This window comes from Allobosea sp. RIT-PG3_2 (assembly GCF_057321085.1).
In genome coordinates this window covers 1-17,566 of the sequence record NZ_JBXWCA010000012.1, presented here as the reverse complement: position 1 = coordinate 17,566, position 17,566 = coordinate 1, and the positions used below count along the sequence as shown (strand labels likewise).

Below are 17,566 nucleotides of genomic sequence, written 5' to 3'. Positions count from 1 at the left end.
ATGTCTTGCCTCAGCTGCCCGTGATCGCCTCGACCTCGATATTGGTCGTGTCGAGCTTCGGCCGGTTCACGTCGAGCGAGTCGCCGGTGATGAGATAATGGATTGTCTCGGCGATGTTGGTGGTGTGGTCGCCGATGCGCTCGATGTTCTTCGCGCAGAACAGCAGATGCGTGCAGAACGTGATGTTGCGCGGATCTTCCATCATATAGGTCAGGAGCTCGCGGAACAGCGAGGTGTAGAGCGCGTCGATCTCGTCGTCGCGGCGCCAGACCTCGAGCGCCTTCTGCTCGTTGCCGGCGGCATAGGCGTCGAGCACGTCCTTTAGCTGCGCCTGGACAAGGCGGCTGATGTGCTCGAGGCCGACGACCGCGCGATGCGGCGGCTGGAACTGCCCGGCGATGGCGACGGCCCGCTTGGCGATGTTCTTGGCGAGATCGCCAACGCGCTCGACATCCGCCGCGATGCGGATCGCCGAGATCAGCTCGCGCAGATCGTTGGCGAGCGGCTGGCGCCGGGCGATGGTCAGCACCGCCTTCTCCTCGACCTCGCGCTGGAGATTGTCGAGGCGCTGGTCGGCCGAGATGATCTTCTGGGCGAGCGCGGTGTCGCGGCGCACCAGGGCGACGGTGGAATCGCCCAGCATGCGCTCGGCCATGCCGCCCATTTCGGCGAGGCTGCGGCGGATGCCCTCGAGATCGGTGTCGTAGGAACGGACGATGTGATCGGTCATGGCGTTATCCTCGAAGCATTTTCAAGCGAAGTGGGCACCGGTTCGCGCGATGAAAATGCGATAAAACAAAGAAGTCCGTCGCCGCTCAGCCGAAGCGGCCGGTGACGTAGTCCTGCGTCTGCTTTTTGCCGGGGTTCATGAAGATCGTGTTGGTCGGCGCGAACTCGATGACCTCGCCCAGATACATGAAGGCGGTGTACTGCGAGATGCGGGCCGCCTGCTGCATGTTGTGGGTGACGATGGCGATGGTGAAGTCGCTCTTCAGCTGCTCCAGCAGGTCCTCGATCTTGCCGGTCGAGATCGGATCGAGCGCCGAGGTCGGCTCGTCGAACAGGATCACCTCCGGCTTCTGCGCGATGGTGCGCGCGATGCACAGGCGCTGCTGCTGGCCGCCGGAGAGGCCCATGCCGGAGCTCTTCAGCTTGTCCTTGACTTCGTCCCAGAGCGCGGCGCGGCGCAGCGCGCCCTCGACGCGGTCGTCGAGCTCGGACTTCGGCGGCCTCTCATAGAGCCGGATGCCGAAGGCCACGTTGTCGTAGATCGACATCGGGAACGGCGTCGGCTTCTGGAACACCATGCCGACGCGCGAGCGCAGCTCGTTCACGTCGACATCGTTGGAGATGATGTTGCGCCCGTCCAGCAGGATCTCGCCGGTCGCCCTCTGCTCGGGATAGAGCGAGTAGATCCGGTTGAAGATGCGCAGCAGGGTCGACTTGCCGCAGCCGGAAGGGCCGATCAGCGCCGTGACGTGCCGGTCGCGGAAGTCGAGATTGATGTTCTTCAGCGCCTTGTGCTCGCCGTAGTAGAAATCGAGGTTTTTCACCGCGATCCGGACGGGCGCCTCGGCATCGAGCGATTGCGGGGAGAGTTCAAGGGTCGAAAGCATCGACATGGTCCTTCAGGATCAGACGCGACCGGGTTGGATTCAAGCTCTACTTGCCGCCGCTGACGATGCGGCGGGCAACGATCGAGAGCAGCAGGATCGACATGGTGATGATGAGCGAGCCGGCCCAGGCCAGCTGCTGCCAGTTTTCGTAAGGGGCCGAGGCGAACTGGTAGATCGTCACGGGCAGGTTCGAGACGCCGCCGACGAGGCTCGCCGAGAACCAGAAATTGTTGTTGAGCGCTGTGAAGATCAGCGGCGCGGTCTCGCCGGCGATGCGGGCAAGAGCCAGCAGGATCCCGGTGACCATGCCGGCCTTGGCCGCCCGCCAGGTCACGCTGGTGATGACGACCGAGGGCGGCGCGCCGAGAGCGGCTCCGGCCTCGCGCAGCGGGCCGGGCACGAGGCTCAGCATGTCCTCGGTGGTGCGCACGATGACGGGGATCGCGATGATGCCGAGCGCGACGCCGCCGGCCCAGCCGGAATAGCCGCGGAACGGCTCGACCAGCAGGACGTAGACGAACAGGCCGATCAGGATCGACGGCGCCGAGAGCAGGATGTCGTTGATGAAGCGGATCAGGTTCGCGAGCTTCGAGCGCCTGCCGTACTCGGCGAGCCAGGTCCCCGCCAGCACGCCGATCGGCGTGGCGATGGCGATGCCCAGGAAGGTCAGCACCACCGAACCGGCGATGGCGTTGGCGAGGCCGCCGCCCTGCGAGCCGGGGCCGGGCGTGACCTCGGTGAAGGTCGCGAGCGAGAGCCCGCCGATGCCCTTCACCACCAGCATTCCGAGGATCCAGAACAGCACGAAGATGGCGCAGAAGGTGAAGCCGGTGGCGATGATCTTCATCAGCCGGTCGGCGGTGCGGCGGGACTGGCGGACGCGCCCCCAGGGGGTATGGGGCAGTTCGCGCGGCGTGGAAGCAGTGGTCATGCTCATCTCCCGGGACCTCAGTAGCGCTTCACCCGCGAGACAAGCAGTCGCGCGATGACGAGGACGACGAAGGTGACGAAGAACAGGATGCAGCCCAGCGCGATCAGCGAGTTGAGCTGGAGGCCCATCGCCTCGTTGAACTCGTTGGCGATGCGCGAGGCGATGGTCGAGCCCGGATCGAGGATCGAGCTCGACAGGCGGTTGGCGTTGCCGACGACGAAGGTCACCGCCATCGTCTCGCCGAGCGCACGGCCCAGGCCCAGCATGACCGCGCCGATGATCGAGACGCCGGCCTGCGGCACCAGCACATGGCGCACGACCTCCCAGGTCGTCGCGCCGATGCCGTAGGCGCTCTCGCGCAGCACCGAGGGGATCTGCTCCAGCATGTCGCGGGTGATCGAGGCGATGAAGGGCACGATCATGAAGGCCAGGATGATCCCGGCCGTGAAGATGCCGAGGCCCGAGGGCGAGCGCGAGTAGAGCACGGTGCCGACGATCGGGATGCCCTCGACGATGTTCGAGAGCGGGATCTGCACATAGGCCGCGAAGAGCGGCGCGAAGACGAACAGGCCCCACATGCCGTAGATGATCGAGGGCACGGCGGCGAGCAGCTCGATCGCGGTGGCGACCGGCCGCTTGAACCAGGGCGGCGCGAGCTGGGTGAGATAGACGGCTATGCCGAGCGAGAGCGGCACGCCGATCAGCAGCGCGATCAGCGCCGTCGAGAGCGTGCCGACGATCGCCGGCCAGGCGCCGTACTGGTCGTTCTGGGTGTCCCAGACGCTGGAGGTGATGAAGCCGAGCCCGAACTCGCGGAAGGCCGGCCAGCCGCCGACGACCATCGAGAGCATGATGCCGGCGAGCAGCACCAGGACGAACAGCGCCGCCGCGAAGCTGGCATTGCGGAAGAACAGGTCGAAGCCTGCCTTCGGCGTCCTGCGGACGATCGGCGCGGCGCCGGGAATGCTCGTCATGTCGGTTGCTGCGGTCATCCGCGGAAGCTCCGGTGTCGTAGCCGAGGTCGTCTGCGGCCGGTCGCCCGGCGCCGATCAACCTCAGCCCTCATCCTGAGGAGCGCTCTGCAGGAGCGCGTCCCGAAGGAGGCTCCCGTGCACTCTGGATCCTTCCTTCGAGACGCCGCGCACCGCGGCTCCTCAGGATGAGGGCTGAATGTATGGGCAAGGCGGGAATATCCCGCCTCGCCTTGTCGGCGGCAGCGATCAGAAGATCGGCTTGCCGGCGGTATCGGTCACGCCCTTCCAGGCGGCGCGGACCTGGTCCTTCACATTCGCCGGCAGCGCGACGTAGTCGAGCTCGCTCGCCAGCTTGTCGCCGCTCTTGTAGGTCCAGTCGAAGAACTTCAGCGCGGACTGGACATCTTCCGGCTTCTCCGGCTTGGCATGGACGAGGATGAAGGTCGCCGAGGTGATCGGCCAGGCTTCCGCGCCCTTCTGGTTGTTGAGCGAGATGCCGAAGCCGGGCTGCTCCTGCCAGTTGGCATTGGCCGCAGCGGCCTGGAACGCCTTCTCTTCCGGAGCCGGGAAGTTGCCGTCGGCATTCTTCACCAGGGCGTGGGCGAGCTTGTTCTGCTTGGCATAGGCGTACTCGACATAGCCGATCGAGTTCGCAACCTGCTTGACGGAAGCCGAGACGCCTTCATTGCCCTTGCCGCCGATGCCGACCGGCCACTGGACCGACTGGTTGGTGCCGATCTTGGACTTCCAGTCGGCCGAGACCTTGGAGAGGTAGTCGGTGAAGACGAAGGTCGTGCCCGAGCCGTCCGAGCGGTAGACCGGGTTGATGTTGGCGTCCGGCAGGGTCACGCCGGCGTTGAGCGCCACGATCTTCGGGTCGTTCCACTTCTTGATGTCGCCCAGATAGATCTGCGCGATGATCTCGCCCGAGAGCTTGAGCTTGCCCGGCTCGATGCCGGCGATGTTGACGGCCGGAACGACGCCGCCCATCACGGTCGGGAACTGGATCAGGCCGTCCTTGGTGAGGTCCTCGCCCTTGAGCGGGGCGTCGGTCGCGCCGAAGGCGACGGTCTTCGCCTTGATCTGGCGGATGCCGCCGCCCGAGCCGATCGACTGGTAGTTCAGGCCGATGCCCGTGTCCTTCTTGTAGGCCTCGGCCCACTTGGAATAGATCGGGAAGGGGAAGGTCGCGCCGGCGCCGGTAATGTCGGCGGCCTGGGCGGAACCGGCGATCCCGGCGGCGACGGCCGCGAGAACGAGAATCTTGCGCATTGAGATGTCCTCTCTGGGTCGCTGTATGCAGCGGCCCTGTCAGAACACCCTCTATATGACAGCCAAATGACATTTCGTCATGAAAGCTGTCATGAAAGGCTGACAGCCGGTCTCTAGCCGGCCTGCTGAGCGCCGAAGCGGGGCAGGATCGCCTTGAAGGTCGCGCCCTCGCCGGGCTTGCTCTCGATCGTCAGCCGGCCGCGATGGCGCAGCACGATATGCTTGACGATGGCGAGGCCCAGGCCCGTGCCGCCCGCCTCGCGGCTCGCCGCGGTATCGACCCGGTAGAAGCGCTCCGTCAGGCGCGGCAGATGCTCCGGCGCGATGCCGGGGCCATCGTCACGCACATGGAAGCCGGCCTCGCCCTCCCCGGCCTCGACGGTGATCAGCACCTCGCCGCCCCGCTTGCCATATTTGATCGCGTTCTCGACGAGGTTCTCCATCAGCCGCAGCAGTTCGTCGCGATCGCCGGGAACCTGGAGCGGCTCGCGCGGCGTGCGCAATGTCAGCGTCACCTCGCGCTCGCGCGCCATCAAGGTGAGCGAGTCGACGATCTCGCGCGCGATGCCGGCGAGATCGACGGGCGTGTCGGGCGCAACATGGGCACGCTGCTCGATGCGTGAGAGCGAGAGCAAGTCATCGACGAGACGCGCCATGCGTAGCCCCTGCTCGCGCATGATCCCGAGGAAGCGCTCGCGGGCGCGCTCGTCGTTGCGCGCCGGCCCCTGCAAGGTCTCGACGAAGCCGAGCAGCGAGGCCAGCGGCGTGCGCAGCTCGTGGCTGGCATTGGCGACGAAATCGACGCGCATGCGCTCGATCACCCGCTGCTCGCTGAGGTCCTGGAAGGTCAGCAGCGTCGCGCGCCGGCGCCCGGCGCCCAGCGCCGCGATATGGATGCGAAAGGCTCGCTCGAACGGCACCCGCTCGACGAGCTCGACGGTCTTGCGATCTCCCCCGAGCGCGACATGCTCGATCGCGTCGTTGAGATCGGGGTCGCGCAGCACCAAGGCCAGCAGCTTGCCGATCTCGAGCCCCGGAATGAGCGCGTGCATCGCCGGGCTCAACGCCTGCGCGAAACCCTGCTCGTCGAGCAGTACGACCGGAGCGCCGAGCGCCTCGATCATGTGCCGCGTCGTCGCGGAGTGGGAAACGGCAATGTCGACCATGGAGCGCCCGAAGCCTGCCGGCGGCGGCCGGCGCGCCCTTCCTGAGCGGAAGAAGCGGAAGCGTCAATTCCCTTCCGCGCGGCAGCCGGCTAGGCTTTGCGCGAAACAAGGAGCCGACGATGGCGAAGAAATTCTCCGGTTCAAATGCGAAGAACGCGATCGAATTGCCGTCGGGGAACCAACCGAAGCCGGCGAAGGCCCGCTCGAAGCCCGCCAAGCTCAAGGACTTCGACATCGAGGCCGATACGCTGCCGGAAGCCATCGTCGATGCCGCCTATCACAGCGGCGACTATCCCTATGGCAAGCGGATGAAGCGCAAGCGCTACAACCGCGAGCTCGAGCCGCTCCAGATCGAATTGCAGAAGCTGACGCGCTGGGCCGCAAAGCAGGGCGAGCGCATCGTCATCGTCTTCGAGGGCCGCGACGGCGCCGGCAAGGGCGGCACCATCGCCCGCTTCACCCAGCATCTCAACCCGCGCCAGGCCCGCATCGTCGCGCTGCCGAAACCCTCCGATACCGAGAAGGGCCAGTGGTACCTGCAGCGCTACGCTGCCGAGATGCCGACGGCGGGCGAGATCGTGTTCTTCGATCGCTCCTGGTACAACCGCGCCGGCGTCGAGCGCGTCATGGGCTTCTGCACGCCGGAGGAAACCGAGCATTTCCTGCGCGAGGCGCCGGTCTTCGAGGGCATGCTGGCGCGGGACGGCGTCCGCCTGATCAAGCTCTTCCTGACCATCGGGCGCGAGATGCAGATCACGCGGCTGCATGCCCGCTGGCACGATCCGCTGAAGCGCTGGAAGCTATCGCCGATCGACTTCGAGGCCCTGCCGCGCTTCGACGATTATTCCCGCGCCTTCGACGAGATGCTCGGCCGGACCTCGACCGAAAGCGCGCCCTGGCACGTCGTGCGCAGCAACGACAAGCTGCGCGCCCGCCTCAACGCCATCCGCCACGTGCTGAAGACGATCCCCTACAAGGACAAGGACGAGGCGGCGATCGGCATACTCGACGAGGAGATCGTCATCCCCGTCGACCGCTATCTCGACCATGGCGGCGAGCCGGAGGGCCGATAGCACCCCGGCCGCCGCCTCACGGCCCCATCACGTGGTTCGGCAGCCAGGTCGTCAGCGGCGGCCAGAGCGTGATCATGGCCAGCACCACCAGCAGCGGCACGAGCCAAGGCAGGATCGCCTTCGACATCGTCTCGAAGGAGACGTTCGCGATCCGCGTCACCACGAAGAGCACGACGCCGATCGGCGGATGGATCGTCCCCAGGATCAGGTTCAGGATCATGATGATGCCGAACTGCACCGGGTCGATGCCGAAGCTGTGGGCGGCTGGCACTAGGATCGGGATCAGGATCAGGAGCGCCGCCAACGCCTCCATGAAGCAGCCGACGACGAGCAGGATGAGGTTGCAGACCAGCAGGAAGACCAGCGGGTCCTTGATCGTGTCGACGATCAGCGGGGTCAGCGTCTGCGGCACGCGCGAGATCGACATGCACCAGCCGAGCGCGCCCGCCGCCATGACCAGCACCGTGACGAGGCCGGTGGTCTCGACGGTCTCGATCAGGATCGGCCAGATCTGCTTCACCTCCAGCGTGCGGTAGACGAAGAAGCCGAGGAAGAGCGCGTAGAGGCAGGCGACGGCCGCGGCTTCCGTCGGCGTGAAGATGCCGGTGAACATGCCGCCGAGGATCAGCGGGGGCGTCATCAGCGCGAAGAAGCCGCTGAGGAAGGTCCGGCCGATCTCGCGGAAGCCCTTGAACTTCTCCTTCCGGAAGCCCTGGCGCTTGGCGATGATCGCGACCATCACCATCAGCGACAGCCCCATCAGGATGCCGGGAATGACGCCGCCGATGAACAGCCGCCCGATCGAGACATCGGCCGTGACGCCGTAGATCACCATCGGCAAGGAGGGCGGGATGATCGGGCCGATCGTCGCGGCCGCCGCGGTGATCGAGGCCGCGGTTTCCGGCCGGTAGCCGGCCTTGCGCATGGCGCGGATCTCGATCGCGCCCGAGCCCGCCGCATCCGCCACCGCCGAGCCGACCATGCCGGCGAAGATCATGCTGGTCAGGATCGAGGCATGGGCATAGCCGCCGCGCAGCCAGCCGAGCACGGCCGTGGCGAAGGCGACGATGCGGTCGGTGATGCGCGCCGCGCCCAGGATGTTGCCCATCAGGATGAAGAGCGGCGCGGCGACGATCGGGAAGGAGTTCATCGCCTGCGCCATCTTCTGCGGCACGATCGAGGCGGAGAAATCGCCGATCAGCACGAAGGCGAAGGCGGCCAGCCCCATCGAGGCGAAGAGCGGGAAGCCCGCCAGGATCGAGAGCAGCCAGACCCCGGAGATCTGGAAGATCAGCGTGCTCACTCGGCCGCCTCCTGCATCGTCGGCACGACCGGCGCGATGGGCGGCGCGTTCCAGTTGCGCAGATTGTCGACGAGATCGGCCACGCCCTGCAGCGCGGTGACGACGCCGGCCAGCAGCATGGGCACATAGAGCACTCCCATCGAGAGCGGCACCGTCGTCGCCTCGAGGTCGTAATTCGCATGGACCAGATGGACGCTGTACCAGGTCACCAGCAGGCCGAAGACGATCATCGCCAGCTGCATCACGGTCTCGGCCGCCCGCCAGCCATGCTGCGGCAGGAGATTGTGGAAGAAGCGGATGCGGATATGGGCGCGCCGCCGGCTCGCCAGGACCCAGCCCGCGACGGCGACCCACAGCATCAGGAAGCGCGAGACCTCGTCGGTCCAGATCAGCGGGTCACCCAGCGCCCGCGTCACGATGCCCAGCGTCACGGTGACGAGGAGCGCGACGAGAAGGATCGCCGCGATCACCTCCATCAGGCGGTCGAATATTGCGCGTACCAATACGGCCATCGGGATATCTCTCAGCCTCGGCTCGGAACCACGCGGTCATTCCGGGGCAGGCCAGCGGCCTGAGCCCGGAACCCAGAACCGCGACGACGACCGCAAAAGACGAAGCGAACGTCCCGCTCTTCCCGGGTGAAATCGGCGGCTATGGATTCCGGGCTCGCTGCTGCGCAGCGCCCCGGAATGACGGCGGAACGATCTTTACGGACGACCGACTCAAAGCGCCTGGATGCGGTCCCAGAGCCCCTTGCCCCATTTGCTCTCGAACTTGGCCGGCACGCTCGCCAGAACCGGCTTGCGGAAGGCCTCGTTGTCGGGCTTGATCACCGTCATGCCGCCCTTCGCCAGCGTGTCGGCGAGGCCCTTTTCCTGCTCCAGGATCTCGTTGTCCTGCCAGGTGGCGGCCTTGTCGACGGCCGCGACGATGACGTCGCGATCGGCCTGGGGTATCTTCTGCCAGGCGCTTTCGTTCACGATCACCAGCCGCGGCGTGATGATGTGCGCGGTCAGCACGAGGTATTTCTGGACCTCGCCGAGCTTGGCGGAAGCGATGGTCGGCAGCGGGTTCTCCTGGCCGTCGACCGCCCCTTGCGACAGGGCGAGATAGAGCTCGGAGAAGTTCAGCGGCGTCGGCCGCGCCCCCCAGGCCTCGGCCATGGCGCGGAAGGTGTCGACCTCCGGCACGCGCAGCTTGAAGCCCTTCATGTCCTCGACCGAGTTGATCGCCTTCTTGCCGCTGGTGAGGTGGCGCACGCCGTAATAGTTGACGCCGATCATGCGCATGCCGCGCTTCTCGACCAGCGCCTTGTTGAGCTCGTCGATCAGCGGGGATTTCAGCGCCCGCGTCATATGCGCCGAATCCTTCCAGATATAGGGCGCCTCGATGATCGAAAGCTGCGGCACGAACTGGCCGAGCTGCGCCGCGCCCTCCGTGACCATGGTCAGCGCGCCCGATGCCACCGACTCGACCATGTCGCGCGAGGAGCCGAGCTGCCCGTTCGGGAAGGACTGGATCTCGACGCGCCCGCCGGTCTTCTCCTTGATTTCGGCGCCGGCCTTCACCGCGCTCTGCGGCGAGGGATGGCTCGCCGGCTGGCCGTCGGCCCAGCGCAGCACCAGCTGCTGCGCCCGCAGGATGTTGGGCGCGGCGATCGTTGCCGCCCCTGCCGCCGTGGCAGCCAGAAAATCGCGCCTCGTCTGCCTCTTCATCGCTGTTCCCTCCGGGAGCGGCCGGTTCTCCGGCTCGTGGTGGTTGCGGATGTCAGTACTGCATCGCCCGTGTCCTGGCGTTGCCGATATGGGCGGCCATCGCCTCGGCCGCGCGCTCGGGGTCGCGCGTCTCGACCGCCGCGATGATCGCGAGATGGTCCTGCATCACCGGCACGATGATGCTGTTGTGGATGCGTGTCTCGTATTGCCGGATCAGGCGGATCTTGAGCCAGGTCACGCGGAAGGCCTGGCTGACGATGTCGTTGTCGAGGTGATCGATGATCGCCTCGTGCATCAGCCGGTCGATGTCCTCGGCGTCTTCGATCAGGCGCTCGTCGCCGCCCGCTTCGGCGCGGGCGACGATCGCCTCGTGCCGCGCCCGCTGCTCGGCGATCTCCTCATCCGTGGCGTTGCGCGCATAGAGCGCCGTCGCCTCCTTCTCGAGGAAGAGCCGGAACTGGAAGGCGTTGCGGATCAGGTTGAGGTCGACATGGGCGACCTGCATGCCGCGCTGCGGCACGGTCTTGATCAGCCCCTCTGCTTCCAGTCGCGGGATCAGCTCGCGGATCGCGCCGAGCGGAAAGCCGGTCATCGCGACGAGCTCGCGCTGGGTCACGAACTGGCCGGGCTTGATCTCGCGCGCCAGCAGCCGCTCGGTGAAGGAGGCATAGGCGCGCTCCCTCAGCTTCAGCGGTTCGCCTTCGCGCGGTTCCTGCTCCGGCTGGTTCACGTCGCCCTCCCTCAGGCCGCCTCCTTCAGGCGGCTTTCGCCTGCGAGATCGAATCGAAGGCGGCGAAGAGCCGCTTGCGGGTCGCCTCGTCCAGCGCCTCCAGCGGCGGGCGCATCGCGCCATAGCCGGGATCGCCATGGATATGGCCGGTCAGAGCCTTCACCGCCGCCAGCACCGGGTGCGAGCAGATCTCGTCGACCAGCGCGTTCACCACCGGGCTGTCCTTGCCCTCGTAGACCATCGGGCGCAGCAGGCCGGGCACCAGATTGGCGAGGCCGCAGATCGTGCCCTCAGCCCCGTTGCGCACCGCCTTGGCAAGCTGGCGCTCGTCGCCGACCAGGATGGCGAGCTCGCCATGCGCCTTCAGCAGCGCCTCGGTATTGGCATAGCTGCCCGAGGAATCCTTGACGCCGATGACGAGCCCGGGGAACGCCGTCTTCAGCCGCTGCACCAGCCCGACGCTGATGTCGACCGCCGTCACCGAAGGGATGTGGTAGAGGATGACGTTGCGGGCCGAGCCGCCCAGTTTCTCGAAGAACTGCGAGAACCAGACATAGAGCCCCTCGTCGCTGACGCCCTTGAAGTAGAAGGGCGGCGCGACCAGCAGGCCCTTCGCCCCGGCATCCAGCGCCAGCCCGGCCTGCTCGACCGCCTCATGCATGGAGGCCGCCGCGATGCCGGCATAGATCTGACGGGCCGGATCGATACCCGCCCCGATCAGCGCGCCCATCATCGCGGTGCGCGCCGGCAAGCCGAGCGCCGCGCCCTCGCCCGTCGTGCCGAACAGCGTGACCGAGTCGCAGCCTTGGGAAAGCACATGTCGCGCATGCTTGACGAGACGCGGCAGGTCGACGCCGCCGCCCTCCCGCATCGGGGTCGTGATCGCGCAGGAAAGGCCGAAGCGGTTCTTGTCGGTGGCCATTTGAGGGAGCTTTCAGGTCTGAACGGTGACTGACATGTTAGTATGAAGACAGAGGTGCCCGCAAGCGCTCGCCAGCGGTTTCGCTAGCCGTCCTTGAGACCTCCGGAGGAGAGCCCGGCGACGATCTGGCGTTGCGCGATCACCGTCACCAGCAGCACCGGCAGCGTCACCAGCAGCGCCGCCGCCGCCAGTGGACCCCAAGAGATCTGCTCGAAGGTCAGCGAGTTGTAGACGGCCGATGGCAGCGTGCGGCTCGCCTTGCCGCCTAGCACCACCGAGAAGATGAAGTTGTTCCAGGAGAAGATGAAGGCGAGGATGCCGCCGACGACGATGCCGGGCTTGGCCAGCGGCAGCGCGACATGGCGGAAGGCCTGCCAGCTCGTGGCGCCGTCGATGCGCGAGGCATCCTCCAGCTCCATCGGCACGTTCTCGAAATACCCGATCATGATCCAGACGATGATCGGGATGGTGATGACGAGATGGGTGATGACGAGCGCCGTGATCGTGCCGACGAGGCCGGTGATCTGGAACAGCAGGAAGAGCGGGATGAGATAGGACAAGGCCGGCGTCATCCGCGCCACCAGGATCAGCACCGCGAACTTGTGCGCCTTGCCGCGCGCGATGCCGTAGCCGGCGGGCACGCCGACCAGAAGCCCGATCAGCACCGCCCCGCCGGTGACGAGGATCGAGTTCCAGAGATAGAGCCCGAAATTGTTCTGCGCGAAGACATCGACATAGTTCTTCAGCGTCGGCGGATCGGGGATGAACACCGGCGGAAAGGCGGTGTTGTCGAGCTCGTTCTTCAGCGACAGCGAGATCATCCAGAGGAAGACCAGCACCGCCGGCGACACCAGCACGAAGACCGAGGCCCAGAAACCGAGCTTTTTGAGCGTGCGGGTCATGACGACCACCCCTCGTCCCGACAGGAAAGGACACCGTCATCCCGGACGCAGCGAAGCGGAGTTCCGGGATCCATCGTAAAGCGCCGAGCCCTCCGATGGATCCCGGGACAAACCCGGGATGACGTCGCGTTCGCAATGACGCGGAGAGACGAGGCAAGGAAGCCGGAAGAGGAGCCCATCACGCGTTCCACTTCGACTTCTGCCGCGCATAGAGCAGCAGCAGCGAGAGCATGATGATGATGACGAAGAAGATCACCACGACGGCCGAGGCGTAGCCGATCTTGTAGAACTGGAAGGCCTGCAGATAGAGGAAGATGTTGAGCGTCTCCGACGCCGTTCCCGGCCCGCCCTGCGTGATCACGAAGATCGTGTCGAAGGCCTTCAGCGCATCGATGGTGCGGATCACGATCGCCACCATGATGAAGGGCCAGACCAGCGGCAGCGTGATGTGCCGGAACATGTGCCAGTCATTGGCGCCGTCGATCAGCGCGGATTCATAAGGCTCGCGCGGCAGGCCGGCTAGGCCACCGAGCACGATCAGCATGACGAGCGGTGTCCAGTGCCAGACCTCGACCATGACGAGGGTCGGGATCACCGTCGCCGGATCGTAGACCCAGCCCTGCGGCCCGATCCCGATCAGCGACAGCAGGTAGTTGAGCACGCCGAGCTGCGGGTGGAACATCATCGTCCAGACCAGCGCGACCGCGACCGGCGTCGCCATCATCGGCATCACGAAGATGGTGCGCAGCAGGCCCCGGAACGGGAATTCGCGATGGAAGACCAGCGCCGCCGCCGTGCCGAACACGATGGGCAGCACCACCGCGAGGACCGTGAAATAGACCGTATGCCCCATCGACTCGAGGAAGCGCTGGTCCTTCGCCAGCTCGGCGAAATTGCCGAGGCCGACGAATTCCACGCCGCCGCCGATCTTCCAATCCTGGCCGGACATGTAGAGCGTGAACAGCCACGGAAAGACGATCACCGCCGTGATCACCAGCACCGCCGGCAGCGAGAACAGCCAGTAGCGCGGCGTGAAATCATGCGACGCGGCAGCGGCCGGAGGCGCTGCACTGGCGAGACTTGCTGGCAGGGACGTGCTGGTCATGCGTTCGAACCGTCATGCCCGGGCCTGACCGGGCATCTCTTTGAAAAAGGCCCAATGGTCGCGAGATGGCCGGGTCGAGCCCGGCCATGACGCCTATGATCCTCACCCCTGCTCGCTCTTGGCGAGCACCGGCGCGAAGGTCTCGGTCGCCTTCTTGAGCTCGGCCGCGACATCCGCGCCACCGATCGCATTGGTCAGCGCCACGCCGAACACGTCGCGGAACTCGGTCACCGGCACGATCTGCGGCAGGCCGGCCCGCGCGATCTTGGCGGAGGACAGCAGGCAGTCGAAATACTGCTTGCCGAACTTCGACTGCTGGATCGTCTCGGTGTCGAGATAGGCCGAGGAACGGCCCGGCGCGCCGGCGCCGGCCTTGAGCATCGCGATCTGGTTCTTCTTGTTGGTCATGAACTGCAGGTAGAGCCAGGCCGCCTCCTTCTTCGAGGAGCCGCGCGAGATGCCCATGCCGTCGGCGAACATGCCGGCGTAATGCGCCTTCGGCCCCGGCGGCGTCACGCCATAGCCGACCTTGCCGACGATGCGCGACTTGGTCGGGTCCTCCAGCGGCGTGGCGAAGCCGATGCCGTCGAGCCACATCGCGGCGCGACCCTGCATGAAGGTGGTCTGGCACTCGTTCCAGTTGAAGCCGACCTGCCCGGCCGGGCCGGTCTCCTTGTTGAGCTTGCGATAGAGATCGGCCGCCCAGATCGCCTCCGGCGTATCGGTGAGCAGCTTGCCCTCCGGCGAGGTCGTCTCCATGCCCTGTCCGAGCATCAGCGAGGTCCACACCGGGACATTGGCGTTCTTCAGGCCGCGCGAGACGAAGCCGGCGATGCCCTTGGCAGGGTCATGCAGCTTCTGGGCGACGGTGAACATCTCCTCCATCGTCTTCGGGTAGGCCACGCCCTTCGCGTCGAAGAGCTCCTTGTTGTAGTAGACCATCCAGTAATCGACGAAGAACGGGATCGTATCGAGCGCCCCGTCGGCCTGCCGCGCATAGGCGACCGGGCCGGCGCCGAAATCGGCGAAGTCGAAATCGGGCGCCGTCAGCGCAGGGTTCTTGATGTAGGGATCGAGGTTCTCGAACCACTTGCCCTTTGCCGCCATGCGCTTCTGGACGTGCAGCGAGATGCCGCTGACGTCGAAGCTCGGCTTGCCCGAGGCGAACTCGATCACCGCCTTCTGGCGCTGCTGCTGCTCCGGCACCTGCTCGGCCGAGACCTTGATGCCGGTGAGCTCGGTGAACTCCTTCTCCGCCGCCTGCATCAGGTCGGAGCGCGGGTTCTTGACCAGCAGCACGTCGATCGACTGGCCGGAGAACTTCTTCCAGTCGAACGCGCCTTGCGCCTGTGCCTTCCGCAGCACCAGCGGCGAGGCGATCGCGGCGGCCGCGCCGCCCAGAAGAACGCGGCGGGTCGGTTTCAGAATGCTGTCGGTCATCGGCGTCCTCCCCAGGACAAAAGGCTGCCCTTTGCGGGCTTTCAGGTCGCGCGGAACTGGAAGGAAGCACCGCTTCCGTCTCCCGCGATCGGGGTGGACGCTAATCCGCTTTCGAGGCGGTTGCAAGCTAACATGTTGGCGTGCACATAGTGGCGCCGCGCCGGCCTTGCCCGGCCTTGAGCCCATCCGCGAGAGCCGCCCGTGAAGAGCCCGCCCCGCATCGATTCGCACCAGCATTTCTGGCGGCTCGCCCGCGGCGATTATGGCTGGCTGACGCCCGCGCTCAAGCCCATCCATCGCGACTTCGAGCCCGCCGACCTCGCCCCGCATCTCGCCGAACACGGCATCGCCGCGACCATCCTCGTCCAGGCCGCCCCGACCGAGGCGGAGACGCGATTCCTGCTCGAAACCGCCGCCGCGACGCCCTTCGTCGCCGGGGTGGTGGGCTGGGCCGATTTCGAGGCACCCGACGCCCCCGCCCGCATCGCCGCGCTAGCCGCCGACCCGCTGCTGGTGGGCCTGCGGCCGATGGTGCAGGACATTCCCGATCCGAACTGGCTCGCGCGGCCGGACCTCGCCCCCGCCTTCGCCGCGCTCAAGGCGCACGGCCTCGTCTTCGACGCGCTGGTGAAGCCGGCGCAGATACCCGCCCTCCTCACGCTGCTGGAGCGCGAGACCGAGCTCCCCGTCGTCATCGACCACGGCGCCAAGCCGGACCTCACCGGCGCCGATCTCTCTGCCTGGCGCGCCGGCATCGCGGCGCTGGCCGCCCGGCCCAACACCGTCTGCAAGCTCTCCGGCCTCGTCACCGAGGCGCCGCCCGGCTGGCGCGAGGCGACGCTGACGCCAGCCGTCGCCCAGCTCCTCGCCTGCTTCGGGCCGCAGCGCCTGCTCTGGGGCAGCGACTGGCCGGTCGCGACGCTTCGCGCCTCCTACGACCAGTGGCTCGCCACGGCCGAGCGACTCACCGCCACGCTCTCCGAAACCGAGCGCGCCGCGATCTTCGGCGGCAACGCCGCCCGCATCTATCTGACGAAGAGGGGGCGCCGCCCGGCAGCCTCGCCATTGCCAACTTCACCTCTCAGCCCTCATCCTGAGGAGCGGCCGTGAGGCCGCGTCTCGAAGGATGATCCAGCTCGCTTAGGAGCCTCCTGGAGCATCCTTCGAGACGGCGCTGACGCGCCTCCTCAGGATGAGGGCTCGCCAAGGAACCCCGCCATGCTGAAGAACCTCGATCCCGTGCTCTCCGCCGATCTGCTCTGGGTGCTTGCCGCCATGGGCCATGGCGATGACCTCGCGCTGGTCGATGCCAACCACCCGGCCGAGACGATCGCCAGTTCGACCACAAGCGGCAGGCTGATCCGCCTGCCCGGCCTGACGATGCAGCGCGCCGCGCGCGCCATCCTCTCTGTGCTGCCGATCGACGATTTCGAGCCGGAGCCGCTGAGGCGCATGGAGGTGGTGGGGGATGCTGCGGCGCTGCCGGACGTGCAGCGCGCTGTGCAAGGCGAGATCGATGCGGCGCTCGGCCGCCCCGCCCCGCTCGCGGGGATCGAGCGTTTCGCCTTCTACGCGGCGGCGCGGGGCGCCTTCGCGGTGGTGCAGGTCGGCGATCCCCGGCCCTATGGTTGCTTCCTGCTGCGCAAGGGCGTCATCGCCGGGGAGCCGGGCTGAGCCCCCGCCCCGGCCGCGACAGGGCGCCGCCCTCGCGCTCGGCGGCCTGCGCCTGCCGCACCCGCGCGGCGCGCGCGGCCTCGCTCTCGGGCGGCTGTGGTGGTCGCGCGGCACGCTTCGCCCTGACCGCCGGCGGCGGCACGGGTTCGGGCGGCGGTGCTGGCGGCATGGGCTCCGTCGTGGCCTGCCGGTGCTCGTCGAGACGCCGCCGCGCCTCGCGATCGGCCTCCTCGGGGCTGAGCCCGGCGCTGCGCGCCTTCACCACGAGACGGAGATATTGCTTCTCGGACTCGGGCATGGCGTCGAAGAAGTCGCGCATGCAGGCACCCGGATCGGGATTTTGGCAGGCGCTGCCGCGGCGGCAGGCCTTGTGCGGGCAGAAGGACCAGACCTTGAACGCGTCGACGATCATGCGGTGCCGGCGATCCATCTCCCGCTTGTAGTCCGCGCTCCATTGCGCCTGCTCGGGCGTCTGCCAGGGTTCCCGCTGCATGTTCCTGCTCCCGCTCGTTGCCCTTGCGATCCGCGTCACGCCCGGCCTCGCATCACGCGTCATGTCCGGGCCTCCCTCTCGCGCCCTGACGGCTTGCGTCCCGCGTCATGCCCGGGCTTGACCCGGGCATCTCTTGACGAGGAGGCTTTGGAGCCTTGTCCGGCCCGAGATTCTCGGGTCTCCCTGCGGTCGCCCGAGAATGACGCGCGTGTTTTCGCCCGCCCGCACTTGCGCGCGAGCGTTTTGAAAT

18 protein-coding genes are annotated in these 17,566 nt (G+C 66.9%); 3 read left to right on the top strand and 15 right to left on the bottom strand.

Translation table 11 applies throughout. The features are described from left to right. Window positions 1–10: 10 nt before the first annotated feature. The 6 genes from phoU to AC2FAN_RS24920 all read right to left on the bottom strand — a co-directional run bounded on the left by phoU (window position 11) and on the right by AC2FAN_RS24920 (window position 5,959). On the bottom strand, window positions 11–730 hold the full coding sequence (gene phoU, locus AC2FAN_RS24945; protein ID WP_265050014.1) for a phosphate signaling complex protein PhoU: 720 nt from the start codon (window positions 728–730) through the stop codon (window positions 11–13). 85 nt (window positions 731–815) lie between these two features. Continuing rightward, on the bottom strand, window positions 816–1,622 hold the full coding sequence (gene pstB, locus AC2FAN_RS24940; RefSeq protein ID WP_265050015.1) for a phosphate ABC transporter ATP-binding protein PstB: 807 nt from the start codon (window positions 1,620–1,622) through the stop codon (window positions 816–818). A 40-nt stretch (window positions 1,623–1,662) separates the two neighbouring features. Continuing rightward, a complete protein-coding gene (gene pstA / locus AC2FAN_RS24935; RefSeq protein ID WP_485176765.1) occupies window positions 1,663–2,547 on the bottom strand; it encodes a phosphate ABC transporter permease PstA in 885 nt (294 codons plus the stop codon). A 17-nt stretch (window positions 2,548–2,564) separates the two neighbouring features. After that, window positions 2,565–3,521, bottom strand: coding sequence for a phosphate ABC transporter permease subunit PstC (gene pstC, locus AC2FAN_RS24930; protein WP_442865031.1), 957 nt, complete (start codon window positions 3,519–3,521; stop codon window positions 2,565–2,567). A gap of 246 nt (window positions 3,522–3,767) precedes the next feature. Beyond that, on the bottom strand, window positions 3,768–4,793 hold the full coding sequence (gene pstS / locus AC2FAN_RS24925; protein WP_485176764.1) for a phosphate ABC transporter substrate-binding protein PstS: 1,026 nt from the start codon (window positions 4,791–4,793) through the stop codon (window positions 3,768–3,770). A gap of 113 nt (window positions 4,794–4,906) precedes the next feature. Beyond that, window positions 4,907–5,959 carry an ATP-binding protein gene (locus AC2FAN_RS24920; protein WP_485176763.1) on the bottom strand — a complete coding sequence of 351 codons (1,053 nt, stop codon included), beginning with the start codon at window positions 5,957–5,959 and terminating at the stop codon, window positions 4,907–4,909. 119 nt (window positions 5,960–6,078) lie between these two features. Here AC2FAN_RS24920 and ppk2 point away from each other — a divergent pair, with 119 nt between their 5' ends. After that, window positions 6,079–7,032, top strand: a complete 954-nt coding sequence (gene ppk2, locus AC2FAN_RS24915; protein WP_476806221.1) for a polyphosphate kinase 2 — start codon at window positions 6,079–6,081, stop codon at window positions 7,030–7,032. Window positions 7,033–7,048: 16 nt separating this feature from the next. On the opposite strand, the gene AC2FAN_RS24910 is transcribed toward ppk2, so the two are convergent. The 8 genes from AC2FAN_RS24910 to AC2FAN_RS24875 form a co-directional block, all read right to left on the bottom strand. Then, window positions 7,049–8,335 carry a TRAP transporter large permease gene (locus tag AC2FAN_RS24910; RefSeq protein ID WP_265050021.1) on the bottom strand — a complete coding sequence of 429 codons (1,287 nt, stop codon included), beginning with the start codon at window positions 8,333–8,335 and terminating at the stop codon, window positions 7,049–7,051. Further along, on the bottom strand, window positions 8,332–8,847 hold the full coding sequence (locus AC2FAN_RS24905) for a TRAP transporter small permease (protein ID WP_476806222.1): 516 nt from the start codon (window positions 8,845–8,847) through the stop codon (window positions 8,332–8,334). Before AC2FAN_RS24905 ends, AC2FAN_RS24910 begins: the two co-directional genes overlap by 4 nt. Before the next feature lie 210 nt (window positions 8,848–9,057). Further along, window positions 9,058–10,050 (bottom strand): sialic acid TRAP transporter substrate-binding protein SiaP, encoded by a 993-nt coding sequence (locus AC2FAN_RS24900; RefSeq protein ID WP_476806223.1) that lies wholly within the window; start codon window positions 10,048–10,050, stop codon window positions 9,058–9,060. Between the two features lie 52 nt (window positions 10,051–10,102). Further along, complete coding sequence (locus tag AC2FAN_RS24895; protein WP_476806224.1) at window positions 10,103–10,780, bottom strand: GntR family transcriptional regulator; 678 nt, start codon at window positions 10,778–10,780, stop codon at window positions 10,103–10,105. A gap of 25 nt (window positions 10,781–10,805) precedes the next feature. Then, window positions 10,806–11,702 (bottom strand): dihydrodipicolinate synthase family protein, encoded by an 897-nt coding sequence (locus AC2FAN_RS24890; protein ID WP_476806225.1) that lies wholly within the window; start codon window positions 11,700–11,702, stop codon window positions 10,806–10,808. 83 nt (window positions 11,703–11,785) lie between these two features. Continuing rightward, a complete protein-coding gene (locus AC2FAN_RS24885; protein ID WP_485176762.1) occupies window positions 11,786–12,604 on the bottom strand; it encodes a carbohydrate ABC transporter permease in 819 nt (272 codons plus the stop codon). A gap of 178 nt (window positions 12,605–12,782) precedes the next feature. Beyond that, a complete protein-coding gene (locus tag AC2FAN_RS24880; protein WP_265050027.1) occupies window positions 12,783–13,709 on the bottom strand; it encodes a carbohydrate ABC transporter permease in 927 nt (308 codons plus the stop codon). 102 nt (window positions 13,710–13,811) lie between these two features. After that, window positions 13,812–15,149 carry an ABC transporter substrate-binding protein gene (locus tag AC2FAN_RS24875; protein ID WP_485176761.1) on the bottom strand — a complete coding sequence of 446 codons (1,338 nt, stop codon included), beginning with the start codon at window positions 15,147–15,149 and terminating at the stop codon, window positions 13,812–13,814. Window positions 15,150–15,350: 201 nt separating this feature from the next. On the opposite strand from AC2FAN_RS24875, the gene AC2FAN_RS24870 reads away from it, so the two are divergent. Further along, on the top strand, window positions 15,351–16,259 hold the full coding sequence (locus AC2FAN_RS24870) for an amidohydrolase family protein (protein WP_485176760.1): 909 nt from the start codon (window positions 15,351–15,353) through the stop codon (window positions 16,257–16,259). A gap of 108 nt (window positions 16,260–16,367) precedes the next feature. Continuing rightward, window positions 16,368–16,823: an RbsD/FucU family protein gene (locus AC2FAN_RS24865; RefSeq protein ID WP_476806227.1), complete on the top strand. Its 456-nt coding sequence runs from the start codon at window positions 16,368–16,370 to the stop codon at window positions 16,821–16,823. On the opposite strand, the gene AC2FAN_RS24860 is transcribed toward AC2FAN_RS24865, so the two are convergent. Beyond that, window positions 16,801–17,316 carry a hypothetical protein gene (locus AC2FAN_RS24860; RefSeq protein ID WP_485176759.1) on the bottom strand — a complete coding sequence of 172 codons (516 nt, stop codon included), beginning with the start codon at window positions 17,314–17,316 and terminating at the stop codon, window positions 16,801–16,803. The genes AC2FAN_RS24865 and AC2FAN_RS24860 overlap by 23 nt on opposite strands. Window positions 17,317–17,566 lie beyond the last annotated feature (250 nt).